A 26,788-nucleotide genomic window follows, 5' to 3' on the forward strand; every position below is an offset into this window, starting at 1 on the left:
TGGGTCGGAATTCTTGTTCTCTTCACGTGTGGCTAGTTCCGGGTGACGTTGTAGAAGTCGGTCCAGTGCGAGTAGCCCGTGCCGTCGACGTAGTCGGCGTAGAGGATGTCTCGCTGGCTGCCCTCGTTGGGGGCCCAGGGGTCGTTGACGCTTACCCAGTTCTGGCCGTTGATGACTTTGTATCCGGTGACCACCATCATGTGGCCGCCGCCTCCGTCCCAGGCCCACGAATACGCGAAGGGCGTGCGCCGCAAATCGATCTGCGCCTTCAGGTCGGTCCAGCTCAGGGCGCCTCCGGTGTTGTAGGTGAAACCGTATCTCCAGAACTCGGGCCAGCCGCCGTTGATGCAGGCCGATGGGGTGGGGCTGTTGCAGCAGTCGGTACGACCGAAGCGCCGGTTGGCCTGCTCGCACTGTGAAACCATGCCGCCCAGGTACTTCATGACCATCTCGCCACTGGCCGCCCAGCACCACGAATGCGTCTGCTGCGGGAACAGGTTGGCCGGCAGCGGGTTTGTGTTTGCCGGGTCGAGATAGTTGAGCAGCATCGTTCCGGAGCAGCTGATCGCCCCGACGTTCTTGACGCCGACGTAGTAACGCCGCTGGGTGGTGCGGTCCGGATTGAGCATTTCCATGAAGTAGGTGGGCAGCAGCTCGAGCTGGCAGCTGGTGGCCGACGTCGCTCCGAGGGGAGAGACTCCCGGCACGTACACCCGGTTGAGCGGGTTGGCGTTGTTCCAGAACCAGGCGGCGGTGCCTCCAGGGCTGATGGTTCCCGTCGACCAGGACGCGTTCACATTGACATTCGTTGCGAGCAGGATTTGGGCGCCGCAGGTGATGCTGCCGATGTTCTTGACGTAGAAATGGAACCGCCGCTCTCCGCTCGGCTGCTGGCTGTACCAGGAGCGGGTCACCTCGAACTCGCAGGTGCTGGTGCTGGTGGCGCCGCTGGGCGCGACGCTGACGTAGTGCGCGGCATTGAGCGGGTTGGCGTTGTTCCAGGTCCAGCCTTGCGTGGCACCGGGGCTGACCGCCCCGGTCAACCAGGTGCTGGCGGCAGCCTCCGATTGCAGCAGGATGTTCGCGCCGCAGGAGATGCTGCTCGTGTTCTTCACGATGAAGTGGAACTCGCGCTCGCCGCCGGGTTGCTGGACGTCCCAGGAGCGCATGACCTGGAACTGGCAGGAGCCCGCGGTGCCCGAACCGGACGGTGCGAACCCGACCTTGTACACAGCGGTGCTGGGGGCGTTGTTCCAGTACCAGTGCTGCTGTGCTCCAGGGGCGAGGAGTCCCGTGTACCACTTCGCCAGCGGACCGGTCGTGCCGCCCGTGGGGGCGTCGCCGGTCCTGGCCACGGCGGCCCTGCCGTCGAGGGCGGGGCCGGCCGGGAGCGGCTTATCCCTGGATGCCGCCGGGTCGTCACTCGCGACCGCCAGCGGCATGGGACTCGCGCTGTTTCTGTCGGCTTGCTGGGCGAGCGTCTGCTCGGTTTGAGCGACGTCTTCCCCGATGTCCTCTCCTGGTTGCGCCCCGCAGCCCGCTAGCAGCGCGGCACCGAGGACGACGCGTGTCGTGAGCTCGAGCTTTCTCATCGGTGTTTCCCTCTCCTTTGCCGGATGATGGATGCACCGCGCAGGCCCGCTCCGGCGACAGACCGCACGGCTTCATTCAAAAGACACACACCCTTGAGCAAAGGCAGTGCCAGTTGTTGAAGCTCTGCGAGGAGACGGGTGCCGAGAGCGCGAGCCAGGAGATTGGGCTCATGCAACGGTTGCACAGGAGGCAAGGCCTGCGTTCCAACGGAAGACAACCCAGGCAAGCCTTGCATTGCCAGGGCTCGATGAAGGGCGCTGGTATCCCAGTAGAGGGTGCGGAGCTGGATGTCCGCGGCGAGTCTCCGGCCTGGAGACATCCTGGAGCCGCGCCGAGCCCCGGAAACAACAAGGCCGGAAGCCGCTGTCTCCAGCGACTTCCGGCCTTCCGGCGCTCATGGCCCTGCGCGAGCGGGGAGCAGAGCCCTGAGACATGGGGGCCATCCTGGCTGGCCGGTATCGGGTGTGTGGCACCGGGTTCGCAACCGCGGCTCTGGGCTCGGAGGCGAGGCGGCGCCGAGCCGGGCCATCACGCCGTGCACGACGATGGGAGCGGGCCCTTGCGGAGCGAACCGGCGGCTTGCTCCCTGGCAACCAGGAGGCCCAGCGGCAGAAAGTAGAGCGCGGCGATGGCCGTTCCGACGACCACGGGTCCCGTCGCGCCCAGTGACGTCTCCAGCGCGACCCCGGCGAGCTCCGCGCGAATCGAAGGAATCGGGTGGTCCGCGTCGTCGGGCGCCACCATGCGGTAGACGATGAGGGCGCCGACGGCCGCGAGCACCGCGAGCGCCCAGAACGGTCCACGCCAGCCCATGACCTGGCCTGCGAAGGCACCGAGCGGGACGCCGAGCACGACGGCGAGCATCCCGCCCGCTTGCACGATGCCCATGGCGCGCATGCTCGCCGCCTCACCGGCGGCACGCGCCGCGACGACCGCGGCTACCGACCAGAAGGCACCGGTTGCGAGGGCGGTGACGAAGCGCACGCCCAGCAGGAGCGCGAAGCCCGAGCTCACTCCCAGGATGACGTGGCCGACGGCGAAGACTCCGAGCGCGAGCCCCAGCGTGAGCACCCCAGTCGCGCACATCGGGAGGAGGCGAGCGCCACGTGCTCGGGGTTGGCCGCCATGAAGCGCTCCGGAGTCCGGATGATGAGCGTGCCCTTGTCCTCCAGCGGCTCGATGCGCACCGGAGCGGGCAGCGGCGGCACCGTGCCCCGATGACGGAGCTGGAGCGTGGCGAGCGCGCGGTCCATCGGGGGGCATTGACTTCCTTCACTTGACCCGATAGTTCGCTATACGAAATGTTTTCGAAAGCGAAGGGTCGGGACCTCGACCTCATCATCGAGACCCTCATCTACCTCCAGGCGGAGGGGCGCCGGCTGGCCCGCATCGAGTGCGAGCGCGTGGGCGTCAGCCCGACACAGCTCAACGTCATCATGCTGCTCGATCAGATCGAGGACCTGACCTGCTCGGAGCTGGGGCGCCGGCTGGCGACCCAGAACTCCACGGTGACGGGCATCGTCGACCGGATGGTCGAAGCCGGGCTGGTGAAGCGCGAGCAGTCCCAGGAAGACCGCCGCATCTGGCACATCCGGTTGACCGAGCACGGGAGCAAGATTGCCCGCCAGGTCAACGTAGCGCCCTGGGCCATCCTGCGGCGAGCCATCAACGCCATGGAGCCCTCGGAGCAGAAGCAGTTGTTCAAGCTCCTGCACGGGCTCGCCGGAGAAGTCGCCGTGCAGATCGAGAAGGCGAACGGAAGCAAACGCGAGAAGGCCTGAGGATCCAGACAATGCTCTTCACGGAAGAACATCAGAAGCTCCGCGCCACCGTCGCCCGCTTCATCGATGAGGAAATCAACCCGCACGTCGATGCCTGGGAGGAGGCGGAGATCTTTCCGGCACGGGAGCTCTTCAAGAAGATGGGCGCGCTGGGGTTGCTCGGAATCACCAAGCCCACCGAGCACGGCGGCTCCGGGCTGGACTACTCCTACTCGGTCGCGTTCGCCGAGGAGCTCGGCCACTGCAACTGCGGCGCGGTCCCGATGGCGATCGGCGTACAGACGGACATGGCCACGCCAGCGCTGGCCCGCTATGGCTCCGAGGAGCTGAAGCGGGAGTTCCTGGCTCCCACCATCCAGGGCGAGCTGATCGCGTCGGTGGGCGTCAGCGAGCCGGGCGCGGGCTCCGACGTGGCCGGTTTGAAGACCACCGCGGTGAAGGACGGCGACGACTACGTCATCAACGGCAGCAAGATGTGGATCACCAACGGCATGCAGTCCGACTGGATCTGCCTGCTCGCGAACACCAGCGACGACAAGCCGCACGTGAACAAGTCGCTCATCGTGGTCCCCATGAAGGCCAGGGGCGTCAGCCGGGCGAAGAAGCTCAAGAAGATTGGCATGTGGGCCTCGGACACCGCCCAGCTCTTCTTCGACAACGTCCGCGTCCCCCAGCGCTACCGCATCGGCGAGGAGGGCGCCGGCTTCATGATGCAGATGCAGCAGTTCCAGGAGGAACGGCTCTTCGGCTCGGCGAGCACCTTGAAGGCCCTCGACCGGGCGGTCCAGCAGACCATCGACTACACGCGCGAACGTCAGGCCTTCGGCATGTCGATCCTCGACAACCAGTCCGTCCACTTCAAGCTCGCCGAGCTGCAGAGCGAAATCGAGGCGCTCCGCGCACTCGTCTACCGCACGTGCGAGATGTACGTCGCGAACCCGGACGACATGGAGACCGTCAAGCTGTCCTCCATGTGCAAGCTCAAGGCCGGCCGGCTCTCGCGCGTCGTCACCGACGCCTGCCTGCAGTACTGGGGTGGCATGGGCTACACCTGGGACAACCCCGTCTCCCGCAACTTCCGTGACAGCCGGCTGATCTCCATCGGCGGGGGTGCGGACGAGGTGATGCTCGGAATCATCTGCAAGCTGATGGGCATCCTCCCCCGCAAGAAGAAGGCCTCTTGACCATGCCCTATCTGTTCGAAAGAGAGGACCATGCTGCGCTGCGGGATCAGGTGCGCCGCTTCGCCGCGAAGGAGATTGCCCCTTTCGCCCACGCGTGGGAGGAGGCGGAGGAGTTCCCCCGCGAGCTGTACGGCAAGGCGGCCGCCGCCGGCCTCCTCGGGCTCGGCTACCCCGAGGCACTGGGCGGCGCGGGCGGAGACCTCAGCCACGTGCTCGTCGCGAGCGAGGAGCTCGTGCTCGCCGGCCACTCGGTGGGCACCTGCGTGGGCCTGGGCTCGCTCGGAATCGCCCTGCCGCCCATCATGCGGCTCGGCAACGACGAGCAGAAGCGACGCTTCGGCACGCCCGTGCTCCGCGGGGAGAAGATCTCCGCGCTGGCCATCACGGAGCCCAACGGCGGTTCGGACGTCGCCTCCCTGAAGACCCGGGCGGTCCGCGACGGCGACCACTTCGTCGTCAACGGAGCGAAGACCTTCATCACCTCGGGCGTCCGCGCCGACTTCGTCACCACCGCGGTGCGTACCGGCGGCCCCAAGCACTCGGGCATCTCGCTCCTGGTGATTGAGCGCACGACGCCCGGCTTCCATGTCTCGAAGAAGCTCAAGAAGATGGGTTGGTGGGCGAGCGACACGGCCGAGCTGACGTTCGAGGATTGCCGGGTCCCCGCCGCGAATCTGATCGGCGAGGAGAACGAGGGCTTCGTCGCCATCATGATGAACTTCGTCGCCGAGCGGCTGGCGCTCGCCACCCAGTGCGTCGCCATCGCCGAGCTCGCCTTCCGCCAGAGCCTGGCCTACGCGCGGGAGCGGCAGGCCTTCGACAAGCCGCTCATCGGCTTCCAGGTCACCCGTCACAAGCTCGCCGAGATGCAGACGCGCATCGCCGCGGCGCGCGCCCTCGCCGGAGAGGTCATCACGCGCTACCTCGCTGGCGATGAGCAGCCCTCGCTCGCGGCGATGGCCAAGAACGTCGCCACGGACATGTGCAGCGCGGTGACGGACGAGGCGGTGCAGCTGCACGGTGGCTTCGGCTACATGCGCGAGCAGATGGTGGAGCGGCTGTACCGCGACGCCCGCCTCTATCCGATTGGCGGCGGCACTCGCGAAATCATGAACGAGCTCATCGCGAAGGCCGAGGGCTACTGAAAGGCCAACGCTCGAGTTTCTAGCGCAGCGCCGCGAGGGCCGCGCCGACCTTCGCCACCGTCACCGACACGGGCGTCGTCACCTCCGGAGCGAAGAGGGCCACGCGGAGCTCCTCGAAGGCCCACCGCAGCTCCTGCGCCGCCTCCTGGTCACGCACGGTGGCGCGCCTGGTGAGGAAGGTCTCCCACAGGGGAGTGAAGGGCGCGGCCTTCCCTGCGTCCTTGCCGGGGTTCGCCACCGCACGCGACAGCCGTGCCTGGGCCGCGAGGAGGTAGCGCGGGTAGTTCAGCAGGCGCGCGAAGGGAACCCACTCGATGAGGTTCGCGGGGAACAGGTGCCCGAGCTGCGAGCGGATGTCCCGCACGGCCGCCGCGCCGCTCGGCCCCCTGGATGCTGACTTGAGTGCGGCGAGCGTCGCGGCGAGCTCCGAGGACGTGACAACGACGGCGTTCGCCCAGTCCCGGGCCGTAGGCTCGATGCGCGGTGAGCCCTCTCGGACCAGCGCCTCGAAGGCCGCCTTCGTGCGGGGCAGCGGCGCACCCGGTGCGAGCTTGAACGCATCGTCGACGCTGCGTGCGAGGACGAGCGCCCGGAAGGCGTCGGCCTGGCCCCGCGCGGGCGGCGCGCCGTCGAGGGACGGGAAGGGCGGCGGCATGCGCGAGGCGCTGACGGCCACGTGTCCGCGCGCGGCGAGCATCAGGAGCCGGCGGACCCCCGTGCGCGTGGCCGCGTCGGCGGCGGAGGATGTCTCGAGCAGCACCAGGTCCACGGCAGCGCCCCGGTCGACGAGCGCGGGGTAGCTGCGGACCTCGAGCCCGCCGAACCGCCGGGTGACAAAGGGGGGCAGCTCTCCGAAGGTCCAGGCCGTCAGCCCCTTGCGCTCCCAGTCCGAAGTCGGTGCCGCGCTGCGCAGCGCCGCCCGTGCCCGTCCCCCGTGCTGCTCGAGCAGCGCGTCGGCGTCGCGGCTCCGCGCGAGCTCCTTTCCCCGCTCGTCGAGCACCCGGAGCGTGATGCGCAGGTACGGCGCCACGGCATCCGCCCGGAAGGACTCCTCGGGCACGTCCACGCCGCACAGCCGGGACACCGCACGCGCGAGCGCTGGAATCATCGGCCCGCGGAAGGGCACCAGTTCCTTCTCGAGACGGTCGACCAGGGCCGGCACCGGCCCCAACTGCTTGCGCTGGGCACGGGGGACCTCCTCGAGCAGGGCGGTGAGCTTCTCCCGCTGCCACCCGGGGATGGTCCAGTCGAGCTCCCCCGGGACCAGCTGGGCGAGCAGCAGCAGCGGCACGCTCAGGGTGATGCCGTCGTCCTCGGCCGCGGGGTCGAAGGTGTACGTCACCGGCACGGACGCGCCGTGCAGGGTGATGGTGTCCGGGTAGTGCGCCGGGGACAGGCCCGGGTCGTCCGAGAGGGCATCCTCCATCGAGAGGACGAGCACGTCGGGGTCGGCCGCCTCGGCCTTGCGGCGCCAGACCTCGAAGCTCGCTCCGTCCGTCACGTCCGCCGGGACGCGCTGGTCGAAGAAGTCCAGCAGCGCCTCGCTGTCGAGCAGCTCGCTGCGCCGGGCCTTGTCCCGCAGGCGCGCCACGCGCTCGAGCACCTGGCGGTTCTTCTCCTGGAACGCCCCCCGGGTGCGGTACTCGCCGCGCACCAGGGCATGCTCTAGGAACATCAGCCGTGCCCGGGCGGGGTCCATGCTGGCCAGGGCCACGGGGCGCTCCTTGAAGACCTGAAGCCCGAAGAGGGTCGCGTTCTCCTTCACGACGGCGCGCGCGGACTTCTCCGACCAGTGCGGCTCGGAGTAGCTGCGTTTGAGCAGGTGGGGGGCCGCCTCCGCGAGCCACTCCGGGTCGAGCTTCGCCACGGTGCGCGCGAACAGCTGGGACGTCTCCACGAGCTCGAATGCCATCGCCCAGGCAGGAGGCTTCTTCGCGAGCGCCGACGAGGGGTGGACCATGAAGCGCGTCTGCTTCGCGCCCGTATAGTGGCGCTGCTCCGGATTCCACTGGCCGATGCGGGACAGGAGCCCGGTGAGGAGCGCCTGGTGCAGGGCGTCCCCGCGCGCCGGGGCGCCCCGGCCCTTGCGCGGCAGGCGCAGCTCGCGGACGGTCTCCTCGAGCTGGCGCTGGACGTCCCGCCACTCGCGCACCCGCAGGAAGGACAGGAAGTTGTCCCGGCACACGCGCCGCAGATGGGACGTCCCCCGGCCCTCGGCCTCGCGTACGAACGCCCACAGCTTGAGGAGCCCCGTGAAGTCCGAGTGCTCGTCACGGAAGCGCCGGTGCAACTCGTCCGCCTTCTGCGCGAGCTCCCGTGGCCGCTCGCGCGGGTCCTGCAGGTTGAGCGCCGCGGCGACGATGAGCACCTCGTCCAGGCACCCGTACTCGGCGCCGGCGAGAATCATCCGCGCGATGCGCGGGTCCACCGGGAAGCGCGCGAGCTGGTGCCCGAGCGGCGTCAAGGTGCGCTCCTTGCCCTCGATGGCCCCGAGCTCCTCGAGCACCCGCCAGCCCTCGGCGATGGCCCTCGGCTGGGGCGGGTCGAGGAAGGGGAAGTCCTCGACGTCACCGAGGCCGAGGGACTTCATCCGCAGGATGACCCCCGCGAGCCCGGTGCGCTTGATTTCCGGGTCGGTGAAGGCGGGCCGCGTGGTGAAGCCCGCCTCGTCGTAGAGGCGCACGCAGATGCCCTCGCGCACGCGGCCGCAGCGCCCCTTGCGCTGGTCGGCGCTGGCCTGGGAGACCGGCTCGATGTGCAGGCGCGTGGTGCCCGAGCGTGGCTCGTAGCGCGACAGGCGCGCCACCCCCGTGTCCACGACGTACACGATGCCCGGGATGGTGACCGACGTCTCCGCGACGTTGGTGGCGAGGATGACCCGGCGCTCGGGGATGGTGGCGAAGACGCGCGACTGCTCGGCGGCCGACAGGCGCGCGTACAGGGGCTGCACCACCGTGCCGCGGAGCTCGCGCGCGTTCAGGGCATTCTCGGCCTCGCGGATCTCCCGCTCGCCGGGGAGGAACACGAGGACGTCCCCGTCCGGGTCGAGCGAGAGCACGTTCGCCACCGCATCGGCGACGGAGTCGGCGAGCTCGGCGTCCTCGGGGGGCGGCTCGTAGAGCACGTCCACCGGAAAGGTACGGCCCTCCACCTGGATGACCGGAGCCTTCCCGAAGAACTGCGAGAAGCGCTCGGTCTCGATGGTGGCCGAGCTCACCACCACCTTGAGGTCGGGGCGCCTGGGGAGGATGCGCTTGAGCCACCCGAGCAGGAAGTCGATGGTGAGGCTGCGCTCGTGGGCCTCATCGAGCACGATGGTGTCGTAGCGTTTCAGGAGCGGGTCGCTGTGAATCTGCGCGAGCAGGACGCCGTCGGTCATGAACTTCACGGCGGTCTGTCGGGACGAGCGGTCCTCGAAGCGAATCTGGTAGCCGACGTCCGTGCCCAGCTCCGTGCCGAGCTCGCGAGCCACGCGCGCCGCCACGCTCGTCGCGGCGATACGCCGGGGCTGGGTGACGCCAATCTGGCGTGGGCGGCCGCGCCCCATGGCGAGCAGGACTTTCGGCAGCTGCGTCGTCTTCCCCGAGCCGGTGGCCCCCGCGACAATGACCACCTGATGGGCGGAGATGGCCGCGGTGATGTCCTCCACCCGGCTCGAGATGGGGAGCTCGGGGGGGAAGTGCAGGGTGGGCAAGCCGCCGGGGGTGGGGACGGGTGATTCGCCGGACATGGCCGCATGGCCTAACACTGAAGCGCACGCGCTGCCCCTGACGAATCGTGTGGGCGCCTGCGCGCCTGGAGGGCGAAACACCGCGCCATCCAGATGCTGGAGGAGGGGCGGGATACGTCTCCGGGACATTCCGGAAACGAGAGGGACCCCGAAAACACCGAGGCCGGAAGCCGCTGTCTCCAGCGACTTCCGGCCTTGGCCTTCAGTGTCCCCGACGGGATTCAAACCCGTGGAAGAGGTGGCCCTAAACCCACGAAGGTACACGCCTTTTGAGCAACTACGAGTAAATCCGGGCACTTCGAATCCACAGGGAGTCCTCGCTAGTCCCGCCTGTCCCCCGGAGTACCCTCCAGTCCTGGAGACATTTGGGAGACGGCGTCGGAGGCAGTGCCCTGCCCGTGGTCGCGGCCCTAACTCCCTGCATCTCGAATATAGCAAGCCGGCCGGCTGCCAACCGTTCGGGAGGTCGCGGAGCGGCTGGGCGATGTCCGCGTTCGTGGTGGAGCGGATGCTGCCGCACGCGCCCTACCAGCAATGGCGCTGTCATTTCCGCACCGGGTGTGGTGGGGGCTTGAAGGAGGCGGGACTGCTCTCGGACGTCCTCACGCTCTTCCTGCGGGCGGTGTTCGCTCTGTATCGGCGGAGGGCATGGCGCCAGGGCTGGTGTGGCGGGCAGTTTTGGGCCTGAACTCGTTCATCCAGTTCTTCGGCTCGGCCCTGCAGGTGACGCCGCACTTCCTCTCGCTGGTGCCGGACTGCGTCTTCGTGCCGGGGGCGGGCGGCGTGCGCTTCGAGGCATTGCCGCCGTCCAAGCACGATGAAGTGGAGTAACTGATGCGAGTGGTACGCCACCGGGTGCTGCGCCTTCTGCCGAAAAGAGGGGTCCCCCCGCTCAAGGGTCTCGGCAGCGTTCTTGTTTGGCTCACGTTGCACGCCTATCGTTCGTCCCTCTGTCGCTCCGATGAGGTCTCGTCCATGGCCAGGAAGAAAACCGAGCCGCTGCTCCTCCGAGAGGTGCGGCTCGAACGGTTCAAAGCGGCGTTCAGGCCGGACCCAATTCAGCTCACGCCGTTTACGGTCGTCATCGGGCGGAACGGCTCCGGGAAGAGCACGTTTCTGGAAGCGCTCCAGTGGGTCGATCGCACGCTCCGAGAAGACGCACGTCGCGCGTGTGCGCGCTACCAGGGCATTCACGACATCATCAACGTGCGGTCGCAGACGAAGCGCCGGTTCTTTGGCCTTGAGATGACGTGGGAAGAGCAGGCGGGGTCAACCGATAGCCTGCGCTACCACCTGGAAGTGGATGAAGGCAAAGACGCCTCACCGCTGATTCACAGGGAAAAACTGACGGCCCATGCAGAGGGCCGCCGAACTCCTCTCATCGACACCACGAAGGAAGGCGATGCGGAACTGCTCCGGCCCGGCGAGCGCGTCCTTCTTCCGAAGGACAAACTGCGGAAGCGCGTCTTCGACGAGCCGGACCGTCTCGTCCTCGGGCGTCTCGGGCGGACGAGCGAAGCCGGGGGACTCGCCGAACTCGGACGGCTCAAGGATTTTTGGGACCGCGCCGTGTTCCTCCGACTGAGTCCGAGCAGTCTTGCTGGGGGGTCGCTCGCACGACGGGCTTCCTTCGAGCCGCTCCTCGATGAGGAGGGCCACATGCTGCCCGCCTTGTTGTCCGAACTCTCGCCAGCAAAGCTCAAGCAAGTGGTTGCGGACGTCAACGAGGTGCTGCACGACATCAAGGGACTTCGCGTCACGAAGCCCCGCAGATCTCGAGAGGAACTGGTTCACTTTTCGTTGCTCGAGGAGATGCCTTACGTCGGGCGCAAAGGACGAGGCACGTTCGAGATCCCTGCGTGGATGCTCTCCGAGGGCACGCGACGCATCACGGCGCTGTTCGCTCTCCTCAACCACGATCCTCCGCCAAGCCTGCTCTGCGTCGAGGAGATCGAGAATGGGCTCGATCCGTGGACGACCCTTAATGTGCTGCGAAAGCTGCGGTCGGCGGCGCTCAATGGCATCCAGGTGATCGTGACGACACACTCGCCTTGGCTCCTCGATCATGTGCCAATGGCGGATGTACTTCTGGTTAAACGCGAGGTCGGTGAAACCCGCTACTACCGTGCATCCGACACGGAGGAGTTCACGACGTTCTCTGCTGACATCCCCCCGGGGGCTCGGTACGTGAACCTGGAGCGGTCCCCATGACGCTCAAGGTGGCGCTCTTCGTGGAGGGCAGTCTCGGTGAGAAGGATCGGTCGGGCCGCCCATGGTTGGATATTCTGTGGGGCGACAAGCTTGCTGCCGCACTCGGCTTGAAGCCGTTCGCTCGCGTGATTCCGTTCCACAAGGGACAACTCACGGTACTGGACAAGAAGGAGAACTTTCGCCGTTCGCCCACGATGAATGTCGGTCTCGACGAACTCATCCGTGTCGAGCTTGCGCGCGATTCTTTCGACGCCGGCATCATCGCGTTCGACCTCCTGCCTCCATGGGATGCGAACGTAAAGGTCTGCCGGTGGGAGGAGACGCTACGCTTCTATCGGGCACTGAAGAACTCGCCCCGCCTTCCCGAAGACTTCCGTACGCGTGCAGGCGAGCGCCTCTCAGAGATGGAGGCGCGTGCCCGCCCTTCAGATCGCTTCGCGCCTCCTCGTCTAGGCAGGGGCTCTCTGCTCGCGGTCTGTATGGACCCGGAGTTCGAAGCGCTCTTCGAGGACGAAATCGCGGTGAGGAGAGCGCTTGGCGTGGGACGGAAGGTTCCGAAAGGTTGGCCTCCCACCTGGGGCGAAGGCGGTGTCGCCCTAAAGACGTTACTTTCTCGCGCGATTAGCGCTGCGCGCTCGCTCGATCCGGCGCCGAAGGCTCTGCGTCAGATACGAGGTGACTTCGTCGATCGACCTCATGAGTGGGCTGCGTACTTCGCAGGCTGTGGTGAGGCACGGATGCTTGAGACAATTTCCCGTCACCCGACGTCACAGCGGCTACGGGAGCTGTACGGGGTATAACGCCCCGCATTTCCTCCTCGCCACGCGGGGCGTCCTGCCGCTCTCCATCAAGGAGTCGGCGGGTCACAGCAGCCTTCGCGCCACGATGCGGTTCATGCACCTGGAGAAGGTGGCGAAGCACCGCGCCATCCAGATGCTGGAGGAGGGGCGGCATGCGTCTCCGGCTTGGAGACATCCTGGAGACGAGCAGGAGCCTGAAAACAACAAGGCCGGAAGCCGCTGTCTCCAGCGACTTCCGGCCTTCAGTGTCCCCGACGGGATTCGAACCCGTGTTACCGGCTTGAAAGGCCAGCGTCCTGGGCCTCTAGACGACGGGGACGGCTCTACCTCTCTACTACATGAGTCGCGGGGGGATCGAACCCCCGACCCTCGGCTTAAAAGGCCGGTGCTCTACCAGCTGAGCTAGCGACTCGCACTATTCTTTTTTCGTACCGCGACCGATTGCCCCGTCAGCCTCCGGGGCAGGCGCTCTCTACCAGCACTCCCCAGCGCTTTCCACTGGCGAGCACACGTCCCCCTTCCTGACATCCGTTCCCCGACTTCCGGTGAACGTCCGAGCCGGCGTCTCCACTCCGCCGTCACCGTCCGGCGGTATACAGGGAGCATGTCCCAGGACGTACACCCCGACATGGACGACATCGAGGACGACGAGGAGAAGGCCCCGTTCCGCCGCTACCTCACCCGCTCGGGCGCCGAGCGCATGCACCGCGAGCTGGTCCACCTCCTCAACGAGGAGCGTCCCAAGGTCACCGCCGAGGTCTCCGCCGCCGCCGCCCAGGGCGACCGCTCGGAGAACGCCGAGTACATCTACGGCAAGAAGCGCCTGCGTGAAATCGACCGGCGCCTGCGCTTCCTACAGAAGCGCCTGGACACCGCCACCATCGTCACGCCCTCTGAACAGACGGAGCGTGAACGAATCTACTTCGGGGCCACCGTCACCCTGGAGGACGAGGACGGCGCGCGCACCACGTATCAGATAGTCGGTTCCGATGAGATCGACGCCGCCGGAGGCCGCATCAGCGTGGAGTCTCCCATCGGCCGCGCGCTGCTGCGCAAGGCCGTGGGTGACTCCGTCGAGGTGCGCCGCCCCCGGGGAGAAATCGAGCTCACCGTGGTCGACATCCGATACGAATAGGAGGCTGTCATGCCTCGGACGCAGCCCATCAACACCCGCTTGCGCCGCATCTACCAGCAAATGAGCGGAGCGGACCTGGCTGTCTCAGAGGACGAGGACCTCACCCTGGAAGACCTCGGCCTCGGCGGAGACTGCTCCAAGCAGTCCCGCGTCGAGCTCGTCTTCGGCACCTACAGCCCCGAGGGCTTGGAGCGGGCCCTGCGCGCCTACGGCCTGCTCCAGCGCGTGGAGGAGCGCGTGGGCCCGCTGGAATTGCGCGTCCGCTGCGACGACCCGTACCGCCCGCGCCTCGTCCTCTGGAGCCGCCGCTTCTACGCCCCCGTCGTCGACGTGAGCCTCCGCAAGAGCATCGGTGCCGAGGTGGGCCTGGAGGACGCGCTCGCCACCGCGCCGCTCCTCTACGTGGACTCGCTCCTCCTCCAGAACCCATCCCGCGCCTTCGACTGGCACCGGCCCCCGTTGCCCGGGCAGAGCCACCCCGGTCTCGCCCTCTCCGGGCAGGTGCTCGATCTGCTCCTGCTGATGACCCGCCGCATCGGCGCCGAGGCCCTGGCCCTCATTCCCTCCACCTTCGCCGCCGCCTGCGTCTACGAGCGCCGCTTCGTCTTCGTGGACGGAGCCGCCCACGGGCGCTTCCTCGCCTTGAAGGCCGCCGGCCAGCAGCGCCCCCGCTGGCTCCTCGCCTGGGCCGTGGAGCTGGGCTGCATGCGCGACCCCCAGGGCCAGTCCATGCCCTTCATGCCCACCCCCATGCTGTCCCCACTCAGCCGCCGGTTGATCCACCACTTCGACGCGCGCGAGTGGGACGACGCGCTCCAAATCAACGCCCGGCAGCCGCTCGTCCTGGACGAGGAGGCGCTCCAGCAGCGCTTCCCCTGGGAGCGCATGCCGCCAGGGCCGCCGCCCGAGCGGGTGTCGGAGCTGCTCGGGTATGATCCGCTCGCGCCCGTCGCCGCGCACTGAAGCCGGAACGGGCTGCTACAGCCCTGTGGCTTGACGGGACTGGGGGCACGGCCCCCGAACGTTCAATGGCCAGGGCCGGAAAGCCGCGGCCCGGGGGCGCGGTGCGTCGGCTCGCGTGCGACGGGCGTGGGGTTTCGGACAGCCGACCTTCCAGGCGAGAAGCTGGCTGTTTCCCCCGGGGGCGGTGTCTATATTGGGTAGAAGAAGAAGCCCCGTCGCACGCCACAGCGGTCGCACCCGAACCTTCAGGTCGCGCAACCCACGATGCGAAAGAACTTCATCCTCGATACCAACGTCCTCCTCCACGATCCGCGCAGCATCTACGGCTTCAAGGACAACAACGTCATCATCCCCATCTACGTCATCGAGGAGATCGATCAGTTCAAGCGCGACCTCTCCGAGCTGGGACGTAACGCGCGTCTGGTGGCCCGATACCTCGACTCCTTCCGCGCGGAGGGCTCGCTGAAGGAGGGCGTGCCCCTGCCGCACGGGGGCATGCTCCGCGTCAACTTCACCGACCGTGAGCTGCCGCTGTCCATGGCGGACAGCAACCTGATGGACAACCGCATCCTCGCGGTGGCCATCGACCTGATGGAGAAGGAGCCGGAGACGCAGGCCGTCTTCATCACCAAGGACACCAACCTGCGCATCCGCGCGGACGCGCTCGGCCTCATCGCCGAGGACTACGACGCCGAGCGGGTGGAAATCACCGAGCTGTACACCGGCTTCACCGAGCGGCTCGTCCCGCGTGATTTGGTGGACCAGATGTACAAGCAGGGCGCTGAGGTGGAGCTGCCCGACGCGGACACGCTCGCCCCCAACCAGGTGGTGCTGCTCAAGGACGAGACGAACCCGTCCCACACCGCCATGGGGCGCTTCCACGGCACGAAGGGCAAGCTCGTGCCGCTCCTGCGCAGCATCAAGGACGGCACCTGGGGCGTCCGCCCGCGCAACATGGAGCAGGCCTTCTGCCTGGACCTGCTCCTCAACGACGACATCAAGCTCGTCACGATTGTGGGCAAGGCCGGCACGGGCAAGACGCTGCTCGCGATTGCCGCGGGCCTGCAGAAGGTGACGGAGGAGGGGCTGTACCAGAAGCTGCTGGTGAGCCGGCCCATCTTCCCGCTGGGGCGCGACATCGGTTATCTGCCCGGCAGCGTCGAGGAGAAGCTCAACCCCTGGATGCAGCCCATCTTCGACAACGTGGAGTTCCTGATGAACCTGAGCCGCGCGGACAAGAAGGCCGGGCGCGGCTACCACGAGCTGCTCGATTTGGGCCTGATGGAAATCGAGCCGCTGACGTACATCCGCGGCCGCAGCCTGCCCAATCAGTTCATCATCGTGGACGAGGCACAGAACCTCACGCCGCACGAGGTGAAGACCATCATCACCCGCGTGGGCGACAACACGAAGATCATCCTCACGGGAGACCCGTTCCAGATCGACAACCCGTACGTGGACTCGACCAACAACGGCCTGGTGCACGTGGTCAACCGCTTCAAGAACGAGAAGATCGCCGGCCACATCACCATGGCCAAGGGTGAGCGCAGCCCCCTGGCCGAGCTGGCCGCCAACCTGCTGTAAGCGCCTGCGCCCGCGCAACCGACGAGACGTGCCATGACGAAGGACGGCCCTGGAAAGACTCCTCCCGCGGAGGACGAGAAGAAGCCCCTCATCGAGTACCCCACCATCTACACCTTCAAGGTGATGGGCAAGCAGGAGCACGGCTTCGCCGAGCACGTGAGAGCGCTGTTCCGCAAGCTGATGGGGACCGAAATCTCCCCGGACTCCATCCGCGAGCAGCCCAGCACCAAGGGCAAGTATCTCTCGCTGAGCGTGTCGGTGTATTTGCTCTCCGAGGAGCACCGGCGGGCCATCTACAAGGAGCTCCACGAGGACGAGCGGGTCGTCTATTACCTCTGAGGAAGGACCATCGCACGCCCCCGCGCCCGGTGCGGAAGGGGCGGGTGCGTGGCTGGAAGTCCGGACGGGGCAGGTATATGAGGAATCCCATGAGCCCCCCCGAGCCCTTTCCGCTGTTCCACCCCGCAGGAGTCCGGCGCGCCTTCGGCTCGGACGAGTCGACGCGCCGCTTCGCGAAGGTGGCGCAGCTGGAGCCGGGCGCGCGGGTGTTGGTACTCGGTTGCGGTCCGGATGCTGGCGCCGCGCTGCTGCTGGTGAAGGAGCTGGGCTGCTCGGTGGTGGCCGCGGATACGGACGAGTCCCTGCTGGCCCCACTGCGTGAGCGGGTGAAGGCCCAGGGGCTCGGCGACAGGCTCGAGGTGCGGCGCGTGACGCTGGACGCGCTCGGCCTGCCCGAGGGCAGCTTCAACGCCATCCTCATCCAGGGCCACGTGCTGTACCCGCTGCGCAACACGCTGACAGGCCTGAGGCCGCTGCTGGCGAAGCGCGGCCGGCTGGGGGTGACGTTCCCCGCGAGGGTGGGGCGCTTCGCTCCCAAGGCCGCGCTGGACTTCTGGGAGCGCCGCGTGGGCGGGCCGCTGCTGTTGCCGCGCGAGCTGCTCCAGGCGCTGGAGACCGCCGGCTACGAGCCCGAGTCCGCGGAGACGCTCCATGACTCGGAGCTGGACGCGCTCTACCGGGACATCGAGGCGCAGCTCACGTCCGGGCCCACGAATCCGCAGGCCGCGGGGCTGCGCGAGGAGCTGGCCCTGCACAAGGAGAGCAACGGCAAGGCGAGCGTCAGCTACGCCTTCGTCGTGGGCCGCCGCAAGGAGCCGGGCGAGAAGCCTCCGGCGTCGAGAGACCGCGGGTAGTCGGGGCCGGGCCCCTCGCGAAGAGGAGGGGCCGCTCGTGCCGCCGCGCTTCAGTTCATCGCGCCGCTGAAGTCCACCAGCTCGATGGACTCCGGGGCGACGGACAGCTTCACCTCGTCGCGGTAGCCGGCCGCGTCGCCACCCACCTGGAAGGGCATGGGGTTGGCGAAGCGAATCGTCACCTCGCGGGCGTGGAAGTCGTGGAGGCCCTCCGGGAACCAGCGGCCGTTCCACAGCTTCGGCAGGTTGGCGAGCACCTGGCCGGGCTTCACCTGGCCCAGGCGCAGCTGCATGAAGCCACGGCGCTCGCTGGCGAAGGGGAACATGCGGAAGCCGTAGCCGTAGAAGGGCATGGTGCCCGCCGCCGCCATCATCAGCCGGCCGCGGAAGAGCGTCTCGCCGGGGGCAATCGCGCCGCCCACCGCGCGGCCATCCGTGCCCAGCCGGTACGCCTCGCCGGCCTGGCCGTTCACCACCTCGCACTCCACCCAGGTGGAGTGGGTGAGGTAGTGCGGCACCGTCTTGCAGGCCACCGCGGAGAAGTAGCCGCCGCTGCCCGTGAGGACGCTCTTGAAGAAGCCCTTGCCCAGGTTCTCCTTCACCCAGATGTAGTCGTTGAGCACCTTGCCATCCACGCCCAGCCCGGCGAACGGCGCGCGCTGGCCGTCCACCATCAACAGGTCCATGGAGCGGTAGCCCGGAACCTCGCCCGTGCGGGCGCGCAGCACGTCATTGAGGATGCCGTCGCCGCGCGTGCTGGAGGCGTTGACGTGGTTGGCGATGCCGTTGCCCGTGCCCAGCTTGAGGATGCCGAAGCGGGGCGCCGTCTGGCCCGCGAAGCGGCCGCGGGGGCCCACCTGGTGCAGCACCTCGTTGACGAAGCCCATGAAGGTGCCGTCGCCGCCACCCGTGAAGACCATGGGGTAGCCCCGCTCCAGCACCGTCTGGACGATGCGCCGCGCATCCAGCGGCGAGCGCGAGAGGAACAGGTCCTGCTCCGGCACCACGTGCGACAGCGACTTCACCACCCGCGCATCCACCTTGCGGGCGTTGGCGTTCAGCAGCACCGCGACCTTCGGCTCGGCGGTGATGTCCGACGCGGGGGCACGGCGGAAGTCCGGAGAGCGGAGGGGCTGGACGAGCATGCGGCAGGCTCCTGGGTGACTCGGGCTGGGGGCGCCCGGTAGCGACGGCTGCCCGACTGTGCACTTTTCTCGCCAAGCCCTGACGCGAGGCGTCAGCAGGCGGGCAGGCATGGGATTCCAAGGGGTTGCAGCGTTGGCTGCTGATCTCCAGGCCGCCCGGTTGCTACCGCGGGGTGACGGAGGTGTAGAGCGCGTTACGCACCCGTGCCGCGTTGGTGGCGCGGGCGTGACGCGGCGCATGCCTGCCTGCGCACTGCGCTACGCACCGGGGGTTGCCACCTTCACAGCGACGGGCCTGAGCGCGCCTGCCCCGGTTTGACACGAGGGGGTGGGTGGTTACGTTGGGCGTACATCAGGAGCTTTTCAGAAAAACGCAGTCTTTTCCGGAGGATACGAACCGTGGGCAAGATTATCGGGATCGACCTGGGCACCACGAACAGCGTGGTTGCGATCATGGAGGGTCGCGAGCCCAAGGTGATCGTCAACGAGGAAGGCAGCCGCATCACGCCCTCGGTGGTCGCGTTCACGAAGGATGGGGAGCGTCTGGTGGGGCAGGTGGCGAAGCGTCAGTCCATCACCAACCCCGAGCGGACGGTGTACTCCATCAAGCGCTTCATGGGCCGGCGCCACGATGAGGTGACCGAGGAGGCCAAGCTGGTCCCCTACAAGGTCGCCCGTGGCCCCCATGGCGACGCGCGCGTGGACATCGACGGCAAGCAGTACAGCGCGCCGGAAATCAGCGCGCAGGTGCTGCTGAAGCTGAAGCGGGCGGCGGAGAACTACCTGGGTGAGAAGGTGACCGAGGCGGTCATCACCGTCCCGGCGTACTTCAACGATGCCCAGCGTCAGGCCACCAAGGACGCGGGTGAGATTGCCGGCCTCACGGTGAAGCGCATCGTGAACGAGCCGACGGCCGCGGCGCTCGCGTACGGCCTGGACAAGAAGAAGGACGAGAAGATCGCCGTCTACGACTTCGGCGGCGGCACCTTCGACATCTCCATCCTGGAGGTGGGCGAGAGCGTGGTCGACGTGCTCGCCACCAACGGTGACACGCACCTGGGCGGCGACAACATCGACCTGCGGATCATGGATTGGCTGATCTCCGAGTTCAAGAAGGACACCGGGCTCGACGTCAGCAAGGACAAGATGGTGCTCCAGCGCCTGAAGGAGGCGGCGGAGAAGGCGAAGATCGAGCTGTCCTCCGCGATGGAGACGGACATCAACCTGCCGTTCCTCACGGCGGACGCGTCCGGCCCCAAGCACCTCAACGTCAAGCTCACGCGCGCCAAGTTCGAGGCCATGATCGATGACCTCATCGAGCGCTCGCTGGAGCCGTGCCGCAAGTGCCTCAAGGACTCCGGGGTGGACCCGAAGGACCTGAACGAAGTCGTGCTGGTGGGCGGCACCACGCGCATCCCGAAGGTGCAGGAGGCGGTGAAGCGGCTGTTCGGCAAGGAGCCGAACCGCTCGGTGAACCCGGACGAGGTGGTGGCGGTGGGCGCCGCGGTGCAGGCGGGCGTGCTCTCCGGCGAGGTGAAGGACATCCTCCTGCTGGACGTGACGCCGCTGAGCCTGGGCGTGGAGACGCTGGGTGGCGTGATGACGAAGCTCATCGAGCGCAACACCACCATCCCCACGCGCAAGTCGGAGGTCTTCTCCACGGCCGCGGACGGCCAGACGCAGGTGGAGATCCACGTGCTGCAGGGTGAGCGCGAGATGGCGGGCGACAACCGCAGCCTCGGCCGCTTCCAGCTGACGGGCATCCCCCCGGCGCCTCGCGGCGTGCCGCAGGTGGAGGTGACGTTCGACATCGACGCGAACGGCATCCTCAACGTCAGCGCGAAGGACAAGGCCACCAACAAGGAGCAGAAGGTCACCATCACCCACTCGTCCGGCCTCGCGAAGGACGAGGTGGAGAAGATGGTCAACGAGGCTCGCTCCAACGAGGCGGCCGACAAGTCCCGCCGCGAGCTGGTGGAGCTGAAGAACCAGGCCGAGAGCCAGTCCTACGCGGCGGAGAAGCTGGTGAAGGAGAACAAGGACAAGCTCGGCGCGGACGTGGCGAAGGGCATCGAGGACGCGGTGGCGGAGCTCAACAAGGTCCGCGACGGCCAGGACAAGGACGCCATCAAGGCCGCGCTCGATAAGCTGCAGGCGGCCAGCTACAAGGCGGCGGAGGAGATGTACCGCGCCACCGGCGGCGCTCCGGGCGCCGAGGGCGCGCCGGGTGCCGGCCCCTCCGCGGCTCCGGGCTCGCAGGCCACCGGCAAGAAGGACGACGTGGTGGACGCCGAGTTCCGCCAGTCGTAGTGCCGGGGCGGTGAGAGCCGCCGGATGTGAGTGATTGAAAGAGGGCCGGTGCTCCCACGAGGGCGCCGGCCCTCTTGCATTGCGGGGGGCGTGGGCGGATGCGGGCTTCCGAAATGGCGGACGGGCCGTACGTGAACCGGGACGCGCGGGCGGGCAAGTCCTTGAGGAGACTGGGGTGGTGGCTGGCGGAGCGGCTGCAACGGGGCAGGGCACCTCGTGCCAGTGAAAGGGCGCCCGCATGTCCCGCATCGAATCTTCGCCGTCCTCCCCCCACCCCGGCCTCGTCGACACCGGGGCCGCTTCGGCCACCCAGGCCTCGACTTCGCAGGGGCCGGCCGCATCCCGCCCGGCGGCCTCCGTTGCCCCGGCCAGCACCGTGGAGGTCTACCGCGGCGTGGAGGGTGGAGCGAAGGAGGGCGTCATCGTCACGGGCCCGCGTTCCGGGCCCATGACGGGGGCCGGCAACAAGTTCGACTTCGCCATTGGAGGCTCCTTCCCCCCGAAGCCCACGGGCAACCTGGCCCAGCAGATGAAACAGGCGACGCTGACGGCCGCGCAGTCCGAGGCCGCGGCGTATAGCCTGTTGATGGGGGGCGGGCGCCTGGTGGACTCGTACGCGCGCGAGCACCTGAAGCACCTGGACGCGAGCCCGCCCATCCAGGGGGCGCCCACGTCGCTCACGGACTACACCAGCTCCATTCCGGGCGTGGCGCCGGAGAAGGCCTATGCCTACTTCGTGCGCAACCCGGGGGCGGTGTTCGAGTCGGCGGGCATCCAGGTGCGGCCCTCGGTGAATTCGCTGACGGAGGGGGCGAAGCTGTTCCTGGAGGAGAAGGGCCCGCCGCCGGTGTGGGCGCCCATCACCGTCCACCTGGAGCCGGCGAAGAACACGGTCCACATCACCACCCTGGACGGGCACCCGCTGCGCGGGACGAACCGCTTCGTCTTCCAGGATGACGGCCAGGGCGGCACGCGGCTGCGCCAGTACTCCGCCTTCCAGGGCAGCTCCCCGGCCACGTCCGTGGGCATGGCGGTGATGGACCCCATCGAGCGGCAGCACGGCATCTGGCGCAGCGTCCACGCGCACCTGCACGACACCCTGCGGGAGAAGTGAGCTTGACGGGGAGTGGGCCCCGGTCCACTTCAAATGGGGCGAGGGCGGCGGATAGCATGGGCGCGTCCCCGCTACCTCTGGGTTGTCCGTGCACGCTCATCCGCCCCCGTACCTCCAGGCCGCCCGGGCCTTCCGTCACTTCTTCGGCGAGCTCCGGGACGCCTACCTGGAGCGAGAGACGCTCTTCACGCAAATCGAGCTGGCGCTCCTCGGGCGGGAGCACGTGCTGGTGGTGGGGCCGCCGGGCACGGCGAAGAGCGCCATCGCCAGCGCGGTGCTGGGGCGCATCACCGACGAGCGCACGGGGCAGCCGTCGCTGTTCTCCAAGCAGCTCGCCGAGTCCACCGTGCAGACGGACCTCATCGGCCCGGTGGACTTCAAGGTGCTCACGGAGACGGGGCGCACGGAGTACCTCACGGAAGAGGGCATGCTGGGCTCCGAGCACGCCTTCCTGGACGAGGTCTTCGACGGCCGGGACATGCTGCTGCGCTCCATCCTCAACGTGCTGTACGAGCGCGAGCTGAAGCACGGGCGGCGGGTGACGTCGGGGCGCACCGAGTGCGTCATCATGACGAGCAACCGGTACCTCTCCGAGGTGCTGGCGCGCTCGCCGGAGCTGCTGCTGGCCTTCGCGGACCGGCTGAGCTTCATCTGCTTCGTGCCCAAGTCCTTCGCCCGGCGGGAGAGCCGGGCGGCCATGCTCCAGCGCTTCTCCTCCGGGGCGCGGCCGGATTTGCGCGCCCAGCTCACGCTGCAGCAGGTGGACCTGCTCCAGGACGCGGTGACGAAGGTGAAGGTCCCCAGCCACGTGCTGGAGGGCGTGGAGCTCCTGGCGGACGCGCTGGAGCGCGCGCTGGCGGCGCAGGTGTCCAAGCTGCCCGACTACGTGCCCACGAAGTACTTCTCCCAGCGCTCGGCGGTGAAGGCGCTGTGGGCGCTGAAGGCGGCGGTGGTGAGAGATCAGCTCTACCGGCGGCCGGAGCGGCCGCTGGAGGCGACGGTGGAGGACCTGGACTCGCTGCGCTGGTTCTTCCTGCTGGGCGGTCCGCCCGCGGCGGAGACGGAGGCGCTGCTCAAGTCGGTGGTGGACCCCCGCGAGCGGGCGCAGCTCGAAATCGTCCGGCTGGAGCAGCGGGCCTTCGACGAGGCCCTGGCGAAGGTGCGGCAGGAGCTGGGCGGCGGCGTGGAGCGCGAGGCCCAGGCCCTGGGGGCACAGGACGAAATCACCGCGGCCGAGGCGCTGGGGCGCAACTGGCAGCCGGCGCTGGTCTCCAATACGGCGAAGGCGCTGCTGACGAAGCTGGTGCCCGGGCCGCGCCACGCGCAGAACCGGGCGCCACTGTTGGTGGCCGCGCGGGCGCTGGTGGCGGCGCTCGAGCAGCGGCTGGCGCGCGGCATGGCGGGGCAGGGCGAGGGCCGTGGCGGGCTGGCGCTGCTGTCCTCCTTCCGGGATGCGCTGGAGCTGTGCCACGCCATCCCCGAGCTTCGCGCCAACTTCGCGCCGCTGTGCGAGGCCACGGCCCGCTTCCTGGAGGGCGCGCTGGAGATGATTGCCCTCTCCGCGGAGAGCGTGGACTTCGAGGACGGGCTGAAGCTGGAAGGGCTGGTGGGGCTGGCGGACAACCTGGAGGAGGAGCTGTCACAGACGACGGAGCTGGCCGGGCAGCTCGCCGAGGGAGCTCCAGCGGCGCTGGAGCGACTGCGGGTGATGGAGGTCGCCGTGCGTCGGCGCGTGGTGTCCGCCCTGCGGCGCCGCGCCGCCCTGGCGTTCCAGGGCTCCACGGGCCGCTCCCGCAAGGAGCCGCTGGAGGCGCTCTCCGCCGACTCGCGCCGCCTCACGCAGTTGGAGCACTCCCTGGCCGTGCTGGACCCGTCCCAACAGGGGCTCAAGCAGGAGCTGCTGTTGCCCCTGGGGCTGGCCTACGCGCGCGACGTGCTCAGCACCACGCCCTTCGAGCGCATCGAGCAGTACGGCCGCGCGGTGCAGTCCGTGGCGGAGAACCTGCGGCGCGAGGGCCTGTCCGCGGAGCTCGTCATGGCCGAGTGCCGCGACATCATCGAGACGCGGCTCAAGGAGCACGCCCGGCTCCTCACGCGCGAGGTGGCCAGCCCTCCGCCCCAGGCCACGGCGGTCCTCAATGGCGACGCGTACGTCTTCTACCGGGGCGAGTTCTCCGCCCGCGCGCCGGACGGGGAGCTGGCCGCGTTGCTCGGGTTGGACGGGCAGCTCGCCGTCACCCGGAGCGGTGGCTCTCCGGGCTTCCTGTCGGAGCACGTGCGGGCGGCGGTGGCTCAGGCGGAGCTGACCTTCGTGCACTCGCGCGTGAAGTACCTGCGGAGCTGGCTGACACAGCTCCTCACGTCGCTGCCGGCGCCAGACTCCATCTCCGAGCGGGCCGAGGCGGAGCGCACGGTGGACCGGCTGGTGCGCAGCCGCTTCCCCATGCTCGCGCTGAAGGAGGGGGAGCTGGTGCGGCTGCGCGGCGTGCTGTCGCTGCTGGGCTCCATGCCCGGCGAGCTGGGCGAGAGCGCGCGCCGGCTGGAGGGGCAGCTGCGCGGCATCGACGACGACTTCGGACGCTTCAGCCGCCAGGTGTTGGAGCGGCGGTCGGCGTCATGAGGGGGGCCTGAGGCGTGCTGTCCCGGCGGCTCACGGAATTGCGGCGGCGTCTGGACGCCCTGCACCAGCCGGCACCTGCTCCCGGCGGTTGGCGGGGGTGGACGCTGGGCCGCCGTGCGCGCGGGCCGGAGGACCTGGCCCTGCCGGTGCTCACGGCGCTGGACCGTGAGCTGGACCGGGTGGGCGTCCACACCGCGGCGGACGCGCAGCTCCTCCGTGAGCTCGGCGTGCGCAAGGGGAGGGCCGGGGCGCTGGCGCAGGGCCTCCAGACGCGCGCCCAGCAGGCGCTCGAGGAGGTGGAGGCGTGCGTGCTGTTGGTGGAGCGCGCATGGCGCGCCGGCGAGCCTCCCCCGGGCGCGCTCACCGTGCTGGAGCGGGCCTTCGTGCAGCTCGCGCGGGCGGTGAAGGTGGCGGACCTGTTCTCCCGTCCTCCCGCCGAGAGCATCGACGCGGACTTCGAAATCTACGTGCGGCCGGAGACGACGCGGAGGGACCGCCCGCCCACCAGCGCCCGCATGGCGGCGGCCGAGTTCTTCGCGGCCCGTGCCCGGGAGAACGTGGCGGACGTGGTGCAGAAGCGACGCGACCTGGACCTCGCGCACGAGATGTTGCTGCGCCTGGGCGCCGACCATGACCGCGAGCGTGGCCTCACGCTGCGCCGGCAGGTGGTGGAAGCCCGCGAGCGCGTCCGCGCGGTGCCGGCGGTGCGCTCGCTGGAGGAGTTGCTGCGCCACGTGCGGCACTCGGCCCGGCGCGAGCCCCAGGTGGCGTATCGCTCACTGCGCGGGCTGTACGAGCGGGCACTGGAGGCCGGTGACACGCAGCTCGCGGACGCCGCGCGCGAGGCGCTGAAGCCGCTGCTGCCACCCCGGCAGAGCCTGTCGTCCCTGGTGGAGACGGCGGAGCGGGACTCGCTGTCGCACTGGTTCGGCGAGGAGGCGCAGAAGCCGGAGGCCGCGGCCCCTCGCTCCGACGAGCTGCTCGCGGACCTGGCCTTCTCGCTCAAGCCCGAGCAGCTCTCCACCTTCGAGCTGGCCGCCGGTTGTGCCCGCTACTTCGACGTGGAGGATGCGCTGTCCGAGGAAATCGTCCTCGCGGACACGCAGACGCAGCGGCCCGTGCCCCGCCGCGTGCCTTACCCCACCCAGTCGATGACGTTCGAGACGACGGGCAGCCTGCACGAGGTCCACAACTTCGTGCTGAGCGACCCGCGCATGCTGCTGCGAGACCTGGCCGCCAATCGCCAGCTCGTGCGCGCCTACCTGGAGGACGAGCCACCGCCTCGCCCCAAGAAGGTGAAGCGCACCGCGGTGCGCGTCTATGTCTGCGACGCCTCCGGCTCCATGCACGGCGGCCGCGCCCGCTTCCGCGATGCGCTCGTCATCGCCGAGCTCAACAACCTGCGCGTGAAAGCACGCCGGGGCGAGCCGTTCGACCCGCTCTACTTCAGCTTCTTCAACGACGTGCCCACCGAGCTGGCCCGCGTGGACACCGCCGTGGAGGCCACCCGTCAAATCGAGAAGCTCTTCCGCGAGTCGCCTGCCGAGGGACAGACGGACATCACGCTCGCGCTGATGTCCGCCTTCGACTCCATCCGCGCCGCGCAGGGGAGGGACCCGTACCTCGCTCGCGCCACCGTGGTGCTCATCACCGACGGCGAGGACCGCGTGGACCTGGAGCTCATCCGCCGCACCCGCGCTCCCATGGGCGCGCTGGACATCGCCCTGAGCTTCATCTCGCTCGGCGAGGAGAACCCCGACCTGCGCCTGCTGGTGAAGGAGCAGCGCGCCGCGGGAGGCCGCGCCTTCTACCACCACCTCTCCGACGAGGAGATTCAGTGGGCCCGCACCGAGTTCGACACGCCCTGGCGCACGCTGCTGCCCCGGGACGTGCCGGCCACCGCGGATGCGCTGGAGCAGCTCGCTCCGCACCTGGACGCGCTGGAGGCGGTGGCCGCGGGGCGGGGCTCGCCCGCGCAGGTGGCGGTGGACGCGTCCTTCGACGCGCTCTTCCCGGAAACGCCCTCCGCGCCCGCGGTCCGTGAGGTGCCGGGCCCGGACGTGGTGAACCGCGTGGTGGACATCCTCGGCGCGCTGGTGGAGGCGGCGTCGCTGGCCCCGGCGGAGCGGCGGGCCTCGGAGAGCGTGGTGCTCCTGCAGCACCTCTTGTCGGTGTACGGCCTCACCCCCGCTCGCTACCTGGCCGCGTTGTCCGCCGGTGGGCTCCCGGTGCGCGAGGCGCTGGAACGGGTGCGGTTGTTGTGCCGGCCCTTCGGGTAGG

At 68.8% G+C, this 26,788-nt stretch carries 21 protein-coding genes and 2 tRNA genes; 16 read left to right on the forward strand and 7 right to left on the reverse strand.

Annotated features, from left to right (window positions below):
• Positions 1–32: 32 nt before the first annotated feature.
• The 3 genes from ACVTJA_RS21545 to ACVTJA_RS21555 all read right to left on the reverse strand — a co-directional run bounded on the left by ACVTJA_RS21545 (position 33) and on the right by ACVTJA_RS21555 (position 2,846).
• Positions 33–1,592 carry a papain-like cysteine protease family protein gene (locus ACVTJA_RS21545; RefSeq protein WP_465838797.1) on the reverse strand — a complete coding sequence of 520 codons (1,560 nt, stop codon included), beginning with the start codon at positions 1,590–1,592 and terminating at the stop codon, positions 33–35.
• A gap of 529 nt (positions 1,593–2,121) precedes the next feature.
• Positions 2,122–2,664, reverse strand: a complete 543-nt coding sequence (locus tag ACVTJA_RS21550) for an MFS transporter (RefSeq protein ID WP_465838798.1) — start codon at positions 2,662–2,664, stop codon at positions 2,122–2,124.
• A complete protein-coding gene (locus ACVTJA_RS21555; RefSeq protein ID WP_465838800.1) occupies positions 2,604–2,846 on the reverse strand; it encodes an Imm52 family immunity protein in 243 nt (80 codons plus the stop codon). The genes ACVTJA_RS21550 and ACVTJA_RS21555 overlap by 61 nt, the downstream gene beginning before the upstream one ends.
• A gap of 48 nt (positions 2,847–2,894) precedes the next feature.
• On the opposite strand from ACVTJA_RS21555, the gene ACVTJA_RS21560 reads away from it, so the two are divergent.
• The 3 genes from ACVTJA_RS21560 to ACVTJA_RS21570 are packed head-to-tail and all read left to right on the forward strand — an operon-like array spanning position 2,895 to position 5,703.
• Positions 2,895–3,374, forward strand: a complete 480-nt coding sequence (locus ACVTJA_RS21560; protein ID WP_465838801.1) for a MarR family winged helix-turn-helix transcriptional regulator — start codon at positions 2,895–2,897, stop codon at positions 3,372–3,374.
• 11 nt (positions 3,375–3,385) lie between these two features.
• Positions 3,386–4,558, forward strand: coding sequence for an acyl-CoA dehydrogenase family protein (locus ACVTJA_RS21565; protein WP_465838802.1), 1,173 nt, complete (start codon positions 3,386–3,388; stop codon positions 4,556–4,558).
• A 2-nt stretch (positions 4,559–4,560) separates the two neighbouring features.
• Positions 4,561–5,703 (forward strand): acyl-CoA dehydrogenase family protein, encoded by a 1,143-nt coding sequence (locus ACVTJA_RS21570; RefSeq protein WP_465838804.1) that lies wholly within the window; start codon positions 4,561–4,563, stop codon positions 5,701–5,703.
• Positions 5,704–5,722: 19 nt separating this feature from the next.
• Here the strand turns inward: ACVTJA_RS21570 and hrpA are convergent, their stop codons facing one another.
• Complete coding sequence (gene hrpA / locus ACVTJA_RS21575; RefSeq protein WP_465838805.1) at positions 5,723–9,433, reverse strand: ATP-dependent RNA helicase HrpA; 3,711 nt, start codon at positions 9,431–9,433, stop codon at positions 5,723–5,725.
• A 484-nt stretch (positions 9,434–9,917) separates the two neighbouring features.
• On the opposite strand from hrpA, the gene ACVTJA_RS21580 reads away from it, so the two are divergent.
• The 4 genes from ACVTJA_RS21580 (at position 9,918) to ACVTJA_RS21595 (ending at position 12,444) form a co-directional block, all read left to right on the forward strand.
• The gene (locus ACVTJA_RS21580) at positions 9,918–10,121 is read left to right on the forward strand and encodes a hypothetical protein (protein ID WP_465838807.1); all 204 of its coding nucleotides are present in this window, start codon (positions 9,918–9,920) and stop codon (positions 10,119–10,121) included.
• Positions 10,112–10,264, forward strand: a complete 153-nt coding sequence (locus tag ACVTJA_RS21585) for a hypothetical protein (protein WP_465838809.1) — start codon at positions 10,112–10,114, stop codon at positions 10,262–10,264. Before ACVTJA_RS21580 ends, ACVTJA_RS21585 begins: the two co-directional genes overlap by 10 nt.
• A 144-nt stretch (positions 10,265–10,408) precedes the next feature.
• Positions 10,409–11,644, forward strand: coding sequence for an AAA family ATPase (locus tag ACVTJA_RS21590; RefSeq protein ID WP_465838811.1), 1,236 nt, complete (start codon positions 10,409–10,411; stop codon positions 11,642–11,644).
• Entirely contained in the window at positions 11,641–12,444 is an 804-nt protein-coding gene (locus ACVTJA_RS21595) for a hypothetical protein (RefSeq protein ID WP_465838813.1), read from the forward strand. Before ACVTJA_RS21590 ends, ACVTJA_RS21595 begins: the two co-directional genes overlap by 4 nt.
• Positions 12,445–12,690: 246 nt before the next feature.
• Here ACVTJA_RS21595 and ACVTJA_RS21600 read toward each other — a convergent pair.
• Positions 12,691–12,763, reverse strand: a tRNA-Glu gene (locus tag ACVTJA_RS21600).
• A 20-nt stretch (positions 12,764–12,783) separates the two neighbouring features.
• A tRNA-Lys gene (locus tag ACVTJA_RS21605) sits at positions 12,784–12,856 on the reverse strand.
• A gap of 192 nt (positions 12,857–13,048) precedes the next feature.
• Between ACVTJA_RS21605 and greB the strand changes: the two genes are divergently transcribed.
• From greB to ACVTJA_RS21630, 5 genes are all read left to right on the forward strand, one after another.
• Positions 13,049–13,579, forward strand: a complete 531-nt coding sequence (greB, locus tag ACVTJA_RS21610; protein WP_465838815.1) for a transcription elongation factor GreB — start codon at positions 13,049–13,051, stop codon at positions 13,577–13,579.
• Between the two features lie 9 nt (positions 13,580–13,588).
• A complete protein-coding gene (locus ACVTJA_RS21615) occupies positions 13,589–14,542 on the forward strand; it encodes a deacetylase (RefSeq protein ID WP_465838816.1) in 954 nt (317 codons plus the stop codon).
• Between the two features lie 264 nt (positions 14,543–14,806).
• A complete protein-coding gene (locus ACVTJA_RS21620) occupies positions 14,807–16,126 on the forward strand; it encodes a PhoH family protein (RefSeq protein ID WP_465838818.1) in 1,320 nt (439 codons plus the stop codon).
• Positions 16,127–16,159: 33 nt separating this feature from the next.
• A complete protein-coding gene (locus tag ACVTJA_RS21625) occupies positions 16,160–16,465 on the forward strand; it encodes an HP0495 family protein (protein WP_465838819.1) in 306 nt (101 codons plus the stop codon).
• An 89-nt stretch (positions 16,466–16,554) separates the two neighbouring features.
• Positions 16,555–17,319, forward strand: a complete 765-nt coding sequence (locus ACVTJA_RS21630) for an SAM-dependent methyltransferase (protein WP_465838821.1) — start codon at positions 16,555–16,557, stop codon at positions 17,317–17,319.
• Positions 17,320–17,369: 50 nt separating this feature from the next.
• Here ACVTJA_RS21630 and ACVTJA_RS21635 read toward each other — a convergent pair whose 3' ends face one another.
• Positions 17,370–18,464 (reverse strand): diacylglycerol/lipid kinase family protein, encoded by a 1,095-nt coding sequence (locus ACVTJA_RS21635; RefSeq protein ID WP_465838822.1) that lies wholly within the window; start codon positions 18,462–18,464, stop codon positions 17,370–17,372.
• A gap of 399 nt (positions 18,465–18,863) precedes the next feature.
• Between ACVTJA_RS21635 and dnaK the strand changes: the two genes are divergently transcribed.
• From dnaK to ACVTJA_RS21655, 4 genes are all read left to right on the forward strand, one after another.
• Positions 18,864–20,774 (forward strand): molecular chaperone DnaK, encoded by a 1,911-nt coding sequence (gene dnaK, locus ACVTJA_RS21640; protein WP_465838823.1) that lies wholly within the window; start codon positions 18,864–18,866, stop codon positions 20,772–20,774.
• Positions 20,775–21,012: 238 nt separating this feature from the next.
• The gene (locus ACVTJA_RS21645) at positions 21,013–21,888 is read left to right on the forward strand and encodes an SRPBCC family protein (RefSeq protein ID WP_465838824.1); all 876 of its coding nucleotides are present in this window, start codon (positions 21,013–21,015) and stop codon (positions 21,886–21,888) included.
• A gap of 88 nt (positions 21,889–21,976) precedes the next feature.
• Complete coding sequence (locus tag ACVTJA_RS21650) at positions 21,977–24,508, forward strand: AAA family ATPase (RefSeq protein ID WP_465838825.1); 2,532 nt, start codon at positions 21,977–21,979, stop codon at positions 24,506–24,508.
• 14 nt (positions 24,509–24,522) lie between these two features.
• Entirely contained in the window at positions 24,523–26,787 is a 2,265-nt protein-coding gene (locus tag ACVTJA_RS21655) for a vWA domain-containing protein (RefSeq protein WP_465838826.1), read from the forward strand.
• Position 26,788: the final 1 nt, after the last annotated feature.

It is taken from the genome of Pyxidicoccus sp. M6 (assembly GCF_055568925.1).